This window comes from Pseudomonas sp. PA1(2017) (assembly GCF_001945375.1).
GTDB lineage: Bacteria > Pseudomonadota > Gammaproteobacteria > Pseudomonadales > Pseudomonadaceae > Aquipseudomonas.
On the sequence record NZ_MSXU01000001.1, the window covers coordinates 199,304 to 211,254 of the forward strand.

Annotated in this window: 15 protein-coding genes; 7 read left to right on the top strand and 8 right to left on the bottom strand. The window is 64.1% G+C overall.

Annotation, left to right across the window (positions count from 1 at the left end; all coding sequences use genetic code 11):
- Positions 1-95: 95 nt before the first annotated feature.
- Positions 96-1,586 (bottom strand): YifB family Mg chelatase-like AAA ATPase, encoded by a 1,491-nt coding sequence (locus BVH01_RS00885; protein WP_075928529.1) that lies wholly within the window; start codon positions 1,584-1,586, stop codon positions 96-98.
- A 34-nt stretch (positions 1,587-1,620) separates the two neighbouring features.
- Positions 1,621-1,893, bottom strand: a complete 273-nt coding sequence (locus BVH01_RS00890; protein ID WP_075928530.1) for an accessory factor UbiK family protein — start codon at positions 1,891-1,893, stop codon at positions 1,621-1,623.
- Between the two features lie 390 nt (positions 1,894-2,283).
- Here BVH01_RS00890 and glnK point away from each other — a divergent pair, with 390 nt between their 5' ends.
- From glnK to sutA, 5 genes are all read left to right on the top strand, one after another.
- Positions 2,284-2,622 (top strand): P-II family nitrogen regulator, encoded by a 339-nt coding sequence (gene glnK / locus BVH01_RS00895; protein WP_003096476.1) that lies wholly within the window; start codon positions 2,284-2,286, stop codon positions 2,620-2,622.
- A 42-nt stretch (positions 2,623-2,664) separates the two neighbouring features.
- Complete coding sequence (locus tag BVH01_RS00900; protein WP_075928531.1) at positions 2,665-3,981, top strand: ammonium transporter; 1,317 nt, start codon at positions 2,665-2,667, stop codon at positions 3,979-3,981.
- 117 nt (positions 3,982-4,098) lie between these two features.
- Positions 4,099-5,352, top strand: coding sequence for an ammonium transporter (locus BVH01_RS00905; RefSeq protein ID WP_075928532.1), 1,254 nt, complete (start codon positions 4,099-4,101; stop codon positions 5,350-5,352).
- Between the two features lie 132 nt (positions 5,353-5,484).
- Positions 5,485-5,910, top strand: a complete 426-nt coding sequence (locus BVH01_RS00910) for a secondary thiamine-phosphate synthase enzyme YjbQ (protein ID WP_075928533.1) — start codon at positions 5,485-5,487, stop codon at positions 5,908-5,910.
- Positions 5,911-5,986: 76 nt separating this feature from the next.
- The gene (gene sutA / locus BVH01_RS00915) at positions 5,987-6,307 is read left to right on the top strand and encodes a transcriptional regulator SutA (RefSeq protein ID WP_070885922.1); all 321 of its coding nucleotides are present in this window, start codon (positions 5,987-5,989) and stop codon (positions 6,305-6,307) included.
- Positions 6,308-6,563: 256 nt separating this feature from the next.
- Here the strand turns inward: sutA and BVH01_RS00920 are convergent, their stop codons facing one another.
- From BVH01_RS00920 to BVH01_RS00945, 6 genes are read right to left on the bottom strand one after another with little or no spacing between them, the layout of a single operon-like run.
- On the bottom strand, positions 6,564-7,268 hold the full coding sequence (locus BVH01_RS00920; RefSeq protein ID WP_075928534.1) for an HAD family hydrolase: 705 nt from the start codon (positions 7,266-7,268) through the stop codon (positions 6,564-6,566).
- A complete protein-coding gene (xerC, locus tag BVH01_RS00925; RefSeq protein WP_075928535.1) occupies positions 7,265-8,167 on the bottom strand; it encodes a tyrosine recombinase XerC in 903 nt (300 codons plus the stop codon). The genes BVH01_RS00920 and xerC overlap by 4 nt, the downstream gene beginning before the upstream one ends.
- Positions 8,168-8,223: 56 nt before the next feature.
- Positions 8,224-8,919, bottom strand: a complete 696-nt coding sequence (locus BVH01_RS00930; RefSeq protein WP_075928536.1) for a DUF484 family protein — start codon at positions 8,917-8,919, stop codon at positions 8,224-8,226.
- Positions 8,916-9,746, bottom strand: coding sequence for a diaminopimelate epimerase (gene dapF / locus BVH01_RS00935; RefSeq protein WP_075928537.1), 831 nt, complete (start codon positions 9,744-9,746; stop codon positions 8,916-8,918). Before dapF ends, BVH01_RS00930 begins: the two co-directional genes overlap by 4 nt.
- Before the next feature lie 5 nt (positions 9,747-9,751).
- Positions 9,752-10,999 carry a diaminopimelate decarboxylase gene (gene lysA / locus BVH01_RS00940; RefSeq protein WP_075928538.1) on the bottom strand — a complete coding sequence of 416 codons (1,248 nt, stop codon included), beginning with the start codon at positions 10,997-10,999 and terminating at the stop codon, positions 9,752-9,754.
- A 9-nt stretch (positions 11,000-11,008) separates the two neighbouring features.
- Positions 11,009-11,134, bottom strand: coding sequence for a lipoprotein (locus BVH01_RS00945; RefSeq protein ID WP_075928539.1), 126 nt, complete (start codon positions 11,132-11,134; stop codon positions 11,009-11,011).
- A 181-nt stretch (positions 11,135-11,315) separates the two neighbouring features.
- Between BVH01_RS00945 and cyaY the strand changes: the two genes are divergently transcribed.
- Together cyaY and BVH01_RS00955 are read left to right on the top strand one after the other, a co-directional pair.
- Entirely contained in the window at positions 11,316-11,648 is a 333-nt protein-coding gene (gene cyaY, locus BVH01_RS00950; protein ID WP_027903921.1) for an iron donor protein CyaY, read from the top strand.
- Positions 11,638-11,841, top strand: coding sequence for a DUF1289 domain-containing protein (locus BVH01_RS00955; protein ID WP_075928540.1), 204 nt, complete (start codon positions 11,638-11,640; stop codon positions 11,839-11,841). Before cyaY ends, BVH01_RS00955 begins: the two co-directional genes overlap by 11 nt.
- Positions 11,842-11,951 lie beyond the last annotated feature (110 nt).

The following is an 11,951-nucleotide window of genomic DNA, read 5'->3' on the forward strand; positions in this document are numbered from 1 at the left end:
AGGCCCGCGATTGTAGCATCACCGGTAATCGGATTAGTGGCCACGCCTGCTATCGATAAGCCACTAGCCGTTTCGTTCAGCTTATTTGCGCAGGCTCACAGGCTGGTGCGGTACTGCAGCGCCTCGGCCAGATGCTGGCGACTGATGCGCTCCTCGGCCTGCAGGTCGGCCAGGGTTCTCGCCACTTTCAGCACGCGATGGGCAGAGCGCAGCGACAGCGTAAGGCGCTCGCAGGCGTGCTCCAGCCACTGGCGGTCTTCATCAGCCAGATGGCAATGAGTGCGCAGCCCAGGCAGGTCGAGAAAGGCGTTGGCGGTGCCCTGTCGCTGCAGTTGGATATCCCGTGCTGCCGCAACGCGGCCGGCAGCCGCCTCGCTGGTTTCGCCGTTATCTGCCGGGGCATCGAGCTGGGTGCTCTCGCGGGCCACGGTAATGTGCAGGTCGATGCGGTCGAGCAATGGTCCGGAGAGCTTGCCGCGGTAACGCTGGATCTGCTCCGGGCTGCAGCGACAACGCCCGCTGGGATCGCCGAGAAAACCGCAGGGGCAGGGGTTCATGGCCGCCACCAGTTGGAAGCGGGCAGGGAAGCTGACCTTGTCGCGGGCGCGGGCAATCACGATATGGCCGCTTTCCAGGGGCTCGCGAAGCACTTCCAGCACGCGGCGATCGAACTCGGGCAACTCGTCCAGAAACAGCACGCCATGATGGGCCAGAGTAATTTCTCCTGGCTGCGGGCGACTGCCGCCCCCCACTAGCGCCGGGCCGGATGCACTGTGGTGCGGGTGCCTGAAGGGGCGCTGCGGCCAATTATTTAACGGAGTGTGGCTCGCCACCGAGCGAATCGCGGCGACCTGCAGGGCTTCTTCCTCGGTCAGCGGCGGCAGCAGGCCGGGCAGGCGGCTCGCCAGCAGGGTCTTGCCAGTACCGGGCGGCCCGCTCAACAACAGGTTATGGCCGCCTGCGGCAGCAACCAGCAGGGCACGCTTGGCGGCGATCTGCCCCTGCACTTCGGCGAGGTCCGGATAGGGCTGGGTGTGACGCAGCAGGCCTTGGGCCTGGTAGGGCGCCAGCGGCGTCTGGCCGTTCAGGTGCGCCACCAGCTCCAGCAGATGATCGACCGCCAGCACGGTGAGGCCGGTAGCCAGGCTGGCTTCCTCGGCGTTTTCCTTTGGCACCACCAGAGTGCGCCCGGCCTGCCGGGCCGCCAGTGCTGCAGGCAGCACGCCCTGTACCGGGCGGATTGCACCGGACAAGGCGAGCTCGCCAAGGCATTCGAGGCTGGTAAGGGATTCGCCGGGTAGTTGGCCGCTGGCGGCAAGAATGCCCAGGGCAATGGCCAGATCGAAGCGGCCACCATCCTTGGGCAGGTCCGCTGGCGCGAGATTCAAGGTGATACGGCGGGGTGGGAAATCCAGCGCGCAATTGAGAATGGCGCTGCGTACGCGATCCTTGGATTCCTTGACCGCGGTTTCCGGCAGCCCGACCAGGGCCAGAGAAGGCAGACCGTTGGCCAGGTGGGCTTCGACGGTGACGCTGGGAGCATCGACGCCGACCTGAGCGCGACTATGGACTATGGCCAGCGACATCGATTCACTCCCTGATCACGCCCGGCCCGTCAGGCTACTCGACCGGCGCCTGTTGCGTCGTTGCGGTGCGCGTTTCGAGTTCGGCGACCTTGGCTTCCAGGGCTTCGAGTCGCGCGCGGGTGCGGGCCAGTACGACCATCTGGCTGTCGAATTCCTCGCGGCTGACCAGATCCAGTTTGCTGAAGCTGCTCTGCAATAGTGCCTTGAGCTGGCTTTCGATTTCACTGCGGGGCAGCGGGTTGTCGCCGCTGAGCAGGCGACTGGCCTGGCTGCTGAGGGCATCGAGCAACGCTTTGGGTGGCAGCATGGGAACCTTCCAGAATGAACTGGCGGCAGTGTAGCACGGTGATTTTTGGCAGCCGGCAAGCTGTTTGCGCACTAATTGTGTGCATGGCGCGGTGCGGTTTGGCGCTCTTCTGGTGCGACCACCTTGGTGTGACGCCCATCACTGTCGCCCACAGGCCCGTAAGTTCCTGAAAAGCGGCGTTTTGCCGGTATTGGCAAGATTTCTGCTTAGACGCTCATGACCCATGCACCGATGCGGTTCGGTTGTCACGAACGGGCGGGAAGGGTTCGCCGCGAGCAGTTGGTCAGCCCGTCTTGGCAACCGATGCATACAAAAGCCAGACACTGAGCTTAGACTTGAGCCGGGGTAACAATTCCTGGGGCAAGTCCACCTTACACGGGAGAGAGTTTCATGAAACTAGTCACTGCCATCATCAAGCCGTTCAAGCTGGACGACGTCCGCGAATCGCTGTCGGAAATCGGTGTGCAAGGCATCACCGTCACCGAAGTGAAAGGCTTCGGCCGCCAGAAGGGCCACACCGAGCTGTACCGCGGCGCTGAATATGTCGTCGATTTCCTGCCCAAGGTGAAGATCGACGTCGCCATTGCCGACGATCAGCTGGACCGCGTCATCGAGGCCATCACCAAGGCCGCCAACACCGGCAAGATCGGTGACGGCAAGATTTTCGTCGTAAACCTGGAACAGGCGATCCGCATCCGTACCGGCGAAACCGATACCGACGCGATCTAAAGCTCCGCCCCCACCCCCCAAAATCGTCCCAGGAGTTAAATCATGACTCTGCGAAAAATCGCAGGGCTTGGAGCCCTTTCGTCCCTGTTTTTCCCAGGCCTGGTCATGGCTCAGGAGAAAACGCTTAATTCCGGTGACACGGCCTGGATGCTGACCGCCACCGCCCTGGTGCTGTTCATGACCATTCCGGGCCTGGCGCTGTTCTACGCCGGCATGGTGCGTTCCAAGAACGTGCTGTCGGTCATGATGCAGTGCTTCGCCATCACCGCGCTGATGAGCCTGCTGTGGTTCGCCTACGGCTACAGCCTGGCGTTCGATACCACCGGGATGGAAGCCGGTGTCACCAACTTCAGCTCCTTCGTCGGCGGCCTGGGCAACATGTTCCTCGGCAACCTGACCAAGGAATCGCTGACCTCGGCATTCCCGGAAAGCGTATTCATCACCTTCCAGATGACCTTCGCCATCATCACCCCGGCGCTGATCGTCGGTGCCTTCGCCGAGCGCATGAAGTTCTCCGCGATGCTGGTGTTCATGACCGTTTGGTTCACCCTGGTCTACGCGCCGATCGCGCACATGGTCTGGGGCGGCGACGGTGCGCTGATGTGGGACTGGGGCGTGCTCGACTTCGCTGGCGGCACCGTGGTGCACATCAACGCCGGTATCGCCGGCCTGGTAGCGTGCATCGTGCTCGGCAAGCGCAAGGGCTTCCCGAGCGTGGCCATGGCGCCGCACAACCTGGGTTACACCCTGATCGGTGCAGCGATGCTGTGGGTCGGCTGGTTCGGCTTCAACGCCGGCTCCGCTGCCGCCGCTGACCAGACCGCTGGCATGGCCATGCTGGTCACCCAGATCGCCACTGCCGCCGCGGCGCTGGCCTGGATGTTCGCCGAGTGGGTCGCTCACGGCAAACCCAGTGCACTGGGCATTGCCTCGGGTGTGGTCGCCGGCCTGGTCGCCATCACCCCGGCTGCCGGCACCGTCGGCCCGATGGGCGCGATGATCATCGGCCTGGCTTCCGGCGTGATCTGCTTCTTCTGCGCCACCAGCCTCAAGCGCAAGCTGGGCTACGACGACTCGCTGGACGTGTTCGGCGTGCACGGCGTGGGTGGCATCGTCGGCGCGCTGCTGACCGGTGTGTTCGCAGCACCAGCCCTGGGTGGCTTCGGTGAGGTCGAGAACATCGGCCTGCAACTGTGGATCCAGTTCAAGGGCGTAGCCGTCACTGTGATTTACACCGCCATCGTCACCTTCGTGATCCTCAAGGTCATCGATGCCGTGATGGGCCTGCGTGTCACCGAAGAAGAAGAGTCGGTCGGCCTCGACCTGGCTCAGCACAACGAGCGCGGTTACATCCTGTAAGTACCAGCGGCCCGCTTTCTGTGGCGGGCCGACAGCACACGGAGTGCGCCCGGAGCCAACCCGGGCGCCTCGACCGCACAGCGCACGCCCGTGCGCAACGGCCAGAGGTGAATAAAAATGGACAACACAGCACTGACTGCTCTGCAGTACGGTTTCGATACCTTCTACTTCCTGATCTGTGGCGCTCTCGTCATGTGGATGGCCGCCGGCTTCGCCATGCTCGAAGCAGGCCTGGTGCGAGCCAAGAACACCACCGAGATTCTCGCCAAGAACGTGGCGCTGTTCGCCATCGCCTGCATCATGTATCTGCTGATCGGCTACTACATCATGTATTCCAGCCCCGAGGGCGGCATTGTGCCGAGCTTCGGTTTTCTGATCGGTGACGAAAACACCGTCGAGTCGGTACTGGCTGGTGGCGAAGATGCCCCGTACTACGCAGCCCGCTCGGACTTCTTCTTCCAGATCGTGTTCGCCGCCACCTGCATGTCGATCGTCTCCGGCGCGGTGGCCGAGCGCATGAAGCTCTGGTCGTTCATCGCCTTCGCGGTGGTGATGACCGCGGTCATCTACCCGATCCAGGGCTTCTGGAAATGGGGCGGTGGCTTCCTCGACGCCGCCGGTTTCCTCGATTTCGCCGGCTCCAGCGTGGTGCACATGGCTGGCGCCGCGGCTGCTCTGGCCGGGGTGATCCTGCTCGGTGCGCGCAAGGGCAAGTACGGCGCCAATGGCCAGGTAAACGCCATTCCGGGTGCCAATCTGCCGCTGGCGACCCTGGGCATGTTCATCTTGTGGATGGGCTGGTTCGGCTTCAACGGTGGCTCGCAGCTGAAGATGAGCACCATCGAAGACGCCAACGCCGTGGCCCAGGTGTTCGTCAATACCAACATGGCCGCAGCCGGTGGCCTGATCGCCGCGCTGATCGTCGCACGCATCCTGTTCGGCAAGGCGGACCTGACCATGGCCATCAACGGTGCGCTCGCCGGCCTGGTGTCGATCACCGCCGAGCCGCTGACCCCGACCGCGCTGCAGGCCACCCTGATCGGCGGCGTGGGTGGCGTGCTGGTGGTGTTCGCCATCCTCGGTTTCGACAAGATCAAGATCGATGACCCGGTCGGTGCCATCTCCGTGCATGGTGCGGCGGGTATCTGGGGCACCCTGGCGGTCTGCCTGACCAACCCCGAATCCAGCCTGGGCGCTCAGCTGCTGGGTATCGCCTGCATCTTCGCCTGGGTGTTCATCGCCAGCCTGATCGTCTGGAGCATCATCAAGGCAGTCGTCGGCCTGCGGGTTTCCGAGGAAGAAGAGTACGACGGCGTCGACCTGGTCGAGTGCGGGATGGAAGCCTATCCCGAGTTCACCGGCAAGAAATGATGGGGGAGGCGCAGGGCGCCGACCATCATCAGTAAAAATGATGGTCAATACCGGCAAAAGGGCGCTCAGGCGCCCTTTGCTTTTTTTTCCGGCACGCTAGAATGCGCGCGTTGAAAAACGAGGGCGACGAGCATGTGGCAGCAACGGCTGATCACCCTGCGGCCAAGGGCACGAGGCTTCCACCTGGTGACCGATGAACTGCTGGATGCATTACCGGAACTGGCGAGCTACAGGGTGGGTCTGTTACACCTGTGGCTGCAACACACGTCGGCGTCGTTAACCGTCAACGAGAATGCCGACCCGGCAGTGCGTCGTGACTTCGAGCGTTTCTTTGGCCGCCTCGTGCCCCAGGATGCGACAGGTTACGAGCACTGTGACGAAGGCCCGGACGATCTGCCAGCGCATTTCAAGTCGAGCCTGCTCGGCGTTCAGTTGCAGCTGCCAGTGAGTAACGGACGCTTGGCGCTGGGCACCTGGCAAGGGATTTACCTGGGCGAACACCGCGAACACGGTGGCGCCCGCCGTGTGCTGGCAACCTTGCAAGGTACGGCAAATTGAATTTTTTCCAGGCGTTCGGCAACGTCGTACGACTGGGCTATAACTAACCTGCTTTTCGCAAGTCATGAGGCTGAACATGAGCGACGAAGAACTGGAACAAGACGAACTGGAAGGCGCAGACGAGGACGACGGCGAGGAGCTGGCGGCTGCTGATGGGGATGTCGCCGATGACGACAGCGAGTCCGATAGTGCAGCGCCCGCCAAGGGCAAAGCCAAGAAGGCCGTTGAAGTCGAGGAGCTGCCGAGCGTAGAAGCCAAGCAGAAGGAACGCGATGCGCTGGCGCGCGCCATGGAAGAGTTCTTGTCCCGTGGTGGCAAGGTTCAGGAAGTGGAGCCCAACGTCGTTTCCGACCCGCCCAAGAAGCCTGACAGCAAGTACGGCAGTCGCCCCATCTGACGCGAACGCTGGATTTGAATGCAAAAGCCCGCCTCTATCAGGCGGGCTTTTGCGTTTGTGGCGGCTGTCATATTTAGCGAAAACACGAGCTGATCGAGCAGACGATGTGGGAGCGGCTTCAGTCGCGAGGCTTTCGGTCTCTTCAACAGAAGCCGCTCTCACGAATTTGTCTCCCGTCACAGCACCTTTACGCAGGCTCTACGACCCGGTGCACATCAGTGCCGAAATCAGTCGATTGTGCTTTGTCCAACTCTTCTCAAGTCATCGAGGCCCAGCGCTGCAGCAGCGCCGGCAGCTCACCCAGGCTACGGATCTGCGCGTCGGCTTCTTTCTCACCGGCCCAGGCCTTGCCCTCGGGGTTGAACCAAACCGCACGCCACCCAGCCGCCTGCGCCCCGGCGATATCGTCGCCGGGGTGGTCGCCGATATGCACCGCCTGCTCGGCCTGCATGCCGGAGCGGGCAAGGGCCTCCTCGAACGGCCTGCGATCGGGTTTGCCGACGCCCAGTTCTTCGGCGCAGAGGATGAAACTGAAGTAGTCCGCCAGGCCCAGGCGACGCACGTCGGCATTGCCGTTGGTGATCACGCCCAGGCTGTATTGATTGGCCAGCAGCTCCAGGGTGGTGACGGTGTCGCTGAAGAAGGTGATGGCGTGGCGCGCTTCGAGCATCGCCTGGAAGGCGGCCTCGGCCAACTGCGCGGCTTCCTCGGGGGCATGGCCGACGCCCTCCAGTGCATGGCGCAGGGTGCGTCGGCGCAGCTCGCTGAGGCGGTATTTCAGGTTGGGTTCGACCTCCAGCAGACGACCGCGAACCTGGCCCAGGTGATCCACCGGCTGGCTCGCCAGACGCGGTGCATGGACGCTGATCCAGTCACGCATGGCGGCTTCGGCACCGAGAATCACCGGGCGGTTGTCCCACAGCGTATCGTCGAGGTCGAAGGTGATCAGGCGAATGCTCATGAATCCTGTTCCTTGCGGCGCTTGGCCCGTGGGTGAGCACTGTCGTAGACCTTGCTCAGGTGCTGGAAGTCCAGATGGGTATAGACCTGCGTGGTGGCGATATCGGCGTGGCCAAGCAGCTCCTGCACCGCGCGCAGATCCTGGGACGATTCGAGCATATGGCTGGCGAACGAGTGGCGCAGCATGTGCGGATGAATGTGCTGGCCGAGTTCGCTGACGCCCGCCTGGCGCACCCGCAACTGCACGGCGCGGGCGCCGATGCGCCGGCCCTGGCGGCTGATGAATACCGCGCCATCGGCCGGGTTGGCCAGTGCCCGCAGCGGCAGCCATTGCTGCAGGGCTTCACGGGCCTTGCTGCCCACTGGCAGCTCGCGCACCTTGCTGCCCTTGCCGGTGACGCGCACCAGACCGGCGGGTAGATCGAGCCAGTCGAGGTTCAGCGCCACCAGCTCCGACAGGCGCAAACCAGACGAATAGAACAGCTCGAGCATGGCGTGATCGCGGCGGGCGATGAAGTCGTCTTCCTGGGCGCCGTCGAGCAACTGGGTGGCGCGGTCCACGTCCAGCACCCGGGGCAGCTTGCGTTCGCCCTTGGGCGGGGTCAGGCCGGTTGCCGGGTCGTGGCGGCAATGGCCTTCGCGAATCAGATAGCGGTATAGGCCGCGGGTCGCCGAGAGCAGGCGCGCCAGGCTGCGCGCTGACTGGCCGTCTTTGTGCAGGCGCGCGACCTGACGGCGCAGACGGGCAATGTCGAGCGCCGCCCAGTCGGCCAGGCCTTCGCGCTCGCAATAGGTGAGCAGCTTGGTGAGGTCGCGGCGATAGCCATCCAGGGTATGGGCCGACACCTGCCGTTCGCTGCGCAGGTGTTCGAGGTAGGCATCCAGGTGGGCGGCAAGCATCAATGGGCGGCTCCGTGACGAGAGGGCGCAATGCCTGCGCCCTTGTGGACGGCGCGTTACCTGACCGAGCGCAGCGGCGCGGAGAAACGTGGCAGCACGCGCGACAGCACTTCGGCGATGTAACCGAGGAACAGCGTGCCCAGCGAGCTCTTGTAGTGCTGCGCATCGGCACTGCCGATCGCCAGCACGCCGTGCAGCCCTTGATGGGACAGGCCCACCACCGCTGCGGAGCCAACGTCGGCACCGGCTTCGCCGAACAGGAAATTCAGCTCGTGCTCGCGCAGCACGCCGCAGATTGTCTTGCCGCCGGCCAGCAGACCGCCGATGGCCTGGTGCGCCTCGGCGCTGCTGACGCTACGGCCGACCGGCAGCGGCGTATCGCTGAACAGGATCAGGCCCACGAACGGCACCTGGAATTCACGGCGCAGGCTGTCTTCCACGCAGCTGACCACTTCCTCGAGGCTGCTGGCGTCCATCAGGTCTAGCACCAGGCGGCGGGTCTTGTCGAACAGCCGGTCATTGTCGCGGGCCACGTCCATCAGGTGCGACAGGCGCTGGCGCATTTCGATGTTGCGCTCGCGCAGCAGTTTGACCTGACGCTCGACCAGCGACACGGTATCGCCACGCTGGTGCGGAATGCGCAGCTCGGGAATCAGCTCGTCGTGGTCGATGAAGAACTCGGGGTGCAGGCGCAGGTAGGCGGCGACCGTTTCCGAGTCCAGGGGCTTGGGCGAATCCTGCTGGTCAGTCATAGGCGAACCTGTCCTTCGTACACGCGCACGGCGGGGCCGGTCATCATAACGGGCTGGCCGGGGCCTGCCCACTCGATGTGCAGCTTGCCGCCAGGCAGCTCCAGCTGTACGGGCGAGTCCATCCAGCCCTGGCGGATCGCCGCGACGGCGGCGGCGCAGGCGCCGGTGCCGCAGGCCTGGGTTTCCCCAGCGCCGCGTTCCCAGACGCGCAGGCGGCCACGCTGACGGTCGATCACCTGCAGGAAGCCGACGTTGACCCGCTGCGGAAAGCGCGGATGGTGTTCCAGCTTCGCGCCCAGTTCGTGCACCGGCGCGCCGTCGACATCATCGACACGCAGCACCGCATGGGGGTTGCCCATGGATACCGCGGCCAGCTCATGGCTCCTGCCATCCACCTCGACGGCATAGCTAAGCGCTTCGGCATCGGCCTGGAAGGGGATCTGCTCGGGTGCCAGGCGTGGTGCGCCCATGTCCACGGTGATCAAGCCATCGGCACGCACGTTGAGCTCGATGATGCCGCCCTTGGTTTCCACGCGGATGTTCTTCTTCACCGTCAGGCGCTTGTCCAGCACGAAGCGGGCGAAGCAGCGCGCGCCATTGCCGCACTGTTCCACTTCGCTGCCGTCGGCGTTGAAGATGCGGTAGCGAAAATCCACGTCCGGGTGCTGTGGCGGCTCGACCAGCAACAGCTGATCGAAGCCGATGCCGGTGTGCCGGTCGCCCCACTGCTTGGCGTGCTTGGGCTGGATGTGGGCATGCTGGCTGACCAGGTCGAGGACCATGAAGTCGTTGCCCAGGCCATGCATCTTGGTAAAGCGCAATAACATGGGCATCACTCCGGCAGGCGGCTTTCGCCCGCGAAGAGCTCGTCCAGGGTTTCGCGGCGACGCACTTCGTAAGCCTGCTCGCCGTCCACCATCACCTCGGCGGCACGGCCGCGGGTGTTGTAGTTGGAGCTCATCACGAAGCCGTAGGCACCGGCCGAACGAACCGCCAGCAGGTCGCCTTCTTCGAGCATCAGCTGACGATCCTTGGCCAGGAAGTCGCCGGTCTCGCAGATCGGCCCGACCAGGTCGTAATGGCGCGCTTCGCCATCACGGGGCTGCACCGCCGAGACTTCCATCCAGGCCTGGTAGAGGGCCGGGCGGATCAGGTCGTTCATCGCCGCATCGACGATGGCGAAGTCCTTGTGTTCGGTGTGCTTGAGGTATTCCACCTGGGTCAGCAGCACGCCGCCATTGGCGACGATGAAACGGCCCGGCTCGAACACCAGGGCCAGGTCACGGCCTGCCAGGCGCTGGCGTACGGCAGCGATGTAGTCGCCGACCTGCGGCGGTTGCTCGTCGCGGTATTGCACACCCAGGCCGCCGCCCAGGTCCAGGTGCTTGATGACGATGCCGCGCGCGGCCAGTTTGTCGACCAGCAGCAGCAGGCGATCCAGAGCATCGAGGAAGGGTTCGAGGGTGGTCAGCTGCGAGCCGATGTGGCAGTCGACGCCGATCACTTCGATGTTCGGCAGCTCGGCGGCGCGGGCGTAGACCGCCTCGGCCTGCTCGATGTCGATACCGAACTTGTTTTCCTTGAGACCGGTGGAGATGTACGGGTGGGTGCCGGCGTCCACGTCCGGGTTGACGCGCAGCGAGACGGGCGCCTTGACGTCCATCTCGGCGGCGACCTTCTGCAGACGCTCCAGCTCGACGCTGGACTCGACGTTGAAGCAGTGCACGCCGACTTCCAGGGCGCGGCGCATGTCGTCGCGGCTCTTGCCGACACCGGAGAAGACGATGCGGCTCGGCTCGCCACCTGCCGCCAGCACGCGCTCCAGCTCACCGCTGGAAACGATGTCGAAGCCGGCGCCGAGGCGCGCCAGCACGTTCAGCACGCCGATGTTGGAGTTGGCCTTGACCGCGAAGCACACCAGATTCGGCATGCCGGCCAGCGCATCGGCGTAGGCGCGGTACTGTGCCTCGATATGAGCGCGCGAGTAGACGTAGGTGGGCGTGCCGAAGCGCTGGGCAATGGCGGACAACGCCACACCTTCCGCGAACAGCGAACCGTCGCGGTATTCGAAGGTGTTCATGGGCGGCCCTTATCTGTCTTGCGAGGCGGAGGACTGGTTATCATCCGGCAGGTACAGCGGGCCTTTCTGGCCGCAGCCGCCGAGCAGGGTGGTAACGGCGACGAGCGCGATGAGGGCAGTGAGCAGCCGCTTCATGGTCAAATCCTTGTAATAAAGCATAATTGCCCCCGAGTATACCGACCCCCCGGCATGTTGCCTATGCGCCGGGGTTCCCGTCCGGCGGGCCTTTGCCCTGGCCTGCCGGCATGTGCGGGCAACGACGCGCCCATGCTTTGCGTCGGTCCGATGCAGCAGAATTTTTCATGAGGTAAGTGCAATGAGTTTGAGCGAAGCCCGTTTCCACGACCTGGTCGATGCGGTGCAGCAGGCGCTGGAAGACATCTTCGACGACAGCGACCTGGACATCGATCTGGAGAACTCCGCGGGCGTGCTGACGGTGCGTTTCGACAATGGCTCGCAACTGATCTTCAGCCGCCAGCCGGCGCTGCGTCAGCTGTGGCTGGCGGCCCGCTCCGGTGGTTTCCACTTCGATTACGACGAGGACAACCAGCGCTGGATCTGCGACAGCAGCGATGAGTTGCTGAGCGAAATGCTCGAGCGCATCGTCGCCGAACAGGCCGGCGCCGAACTCGAGTTCGATGAAATCTGAAGATAGCGATGAGCCGGCGTCGGGCGCCGTTGCGGTGGCCTCGCCCTGCCGCCGGCGCTGTTGTCTGAACGAGGCCGAGCGCTGCCTTGGCTGCGGGCGGCTGCTGGCGGAAATCCTCGAATGGGGCAACGCCAGCGACGAGCGCCGCCGTGCCATCCGCGCCCTCGCCGAGCAGCGTCTGAACCTCGACTGACCCGGCTCTTGTTTATTTGGGTGGCTGTGTTACGGTCGGCCTAGCTTCTGCAAAACAGTTTCTGCAAAACCCCGTCGTCTCGATGGGGTTTTGCTTTTTTGGCGTCCAGC

What these genes read in the sequence shown, in the direction of transcription:
- BVH01_RS00885 (WP_075928529.1), bottom strand. Translation starts at nt 1,586, where the DNA reads ATGTCGCTGGCCATAGTCCATAGTCGCGCTCAGGTCGGCGTCGATGCT.
- BVH01_RS00890 (WP_075928530.1), bottom strand. Translation starts at nt 1,893, where the DNA reads ATGCTGCCACCCAAAGCGTTGCTCGATGCCCTCAGCAGCCAGGCCAGT.
- glnK (WP_003096476.1), top strand. Translation starts at nt 2,284, where the DNA reads ATGAAACTAGTCACTGCCATCATCAAGCCGTTCAAGCTGGACGACGTC.
- BVH01_RS00900 (WP_075928531.1), top strand. Translation starts at nt 2,665, where the DNA reads ATGACTCTGCGAAAAATCGCAGGGCTTGGAGCCCTTTCGTCCCTGTTT.
- BVH01_RS00905 (WP_075928532.1), top strand. Translation starts at nt 4,099, where the DNA reads ATGGACAACACAGCACTGACTGCTCTGCAGTACGGTTTCGATACCTTC.
- BVH01_RS00910 (WP_075928533.1), top strand. Translation starts at nt 5,485, where the DNA reads ATGTGGCAGCAACGGCTGATCACCCTGCGGCCAAGGGCACGAGGCTTC.
- sutA (WP_070885922.1), top strand. Translation starts at nt 5,987, where the DNA reads ATGAGCGACGAAGAACTGGAACAAGACGAACTGGAAGGCGCAGACGAG.
- BVH01_RS00920 (WP_075928534.1), bottom strand. Translation starts at nt 7,268, where the DNA reads ATGAGCATTCGCCTGATCACCTTCGACCTCGACGATACGCTGTGGGAC.
- xerC (WP_075928535.1), bottom strand. Translation starts at nt 8,167, where the DNA reads ATGCTTGCCGCCCACCTGGATGCCTACCTCGAACACCTGCGCAGCGAA.
- BVH01_RS00930 (WP_075928536.1), bottom strand. Translation starts at nt 8,919, where the DNA reads ATGACTGACCAGCAGGATTCGCCCAAGCCCCTGGACTCGGAAACGGTC.
- dapF (WP_075928537.1), bottom strand. Translation starts at nt 9,746, where the DNA reads ATGTTATTGCGCTTTACCAAGATGCATGGCCTGGGCAACGACTTCATG.
- lysA (WP_075928538.1), bottom strand. Translation starts at nt 10,999, where the DNA reads ATGAACACCTTCGAATACCGCGACGGTTCGCTGTTCGCGGAAGGTGTG.
- BVH01_RS00945 (WP_075928539.1), bottom strand. Translation starts at nt 11,134, where the DNA reads ATGAAGCGGCTGCTCACTGCCCTCATCGCGCTCGTCGCCGTTACCACC.
- cyaY (WP_027903921.1), top strand. Translation starts at nt 11,316, where the DNA reads ATGAGTTTGAGCGAAGCCCGTTTCCACGACCTGGTCGATGCGGTGCAG.
- BVH01_RS00955 (WP_075928540.1), top strand. Translation starts at nt 11,638, where the DNA reads ATGAAATCTGAAGATAGCGATGAGCCGGCGTCGGGCGCCGTTGCGGTG.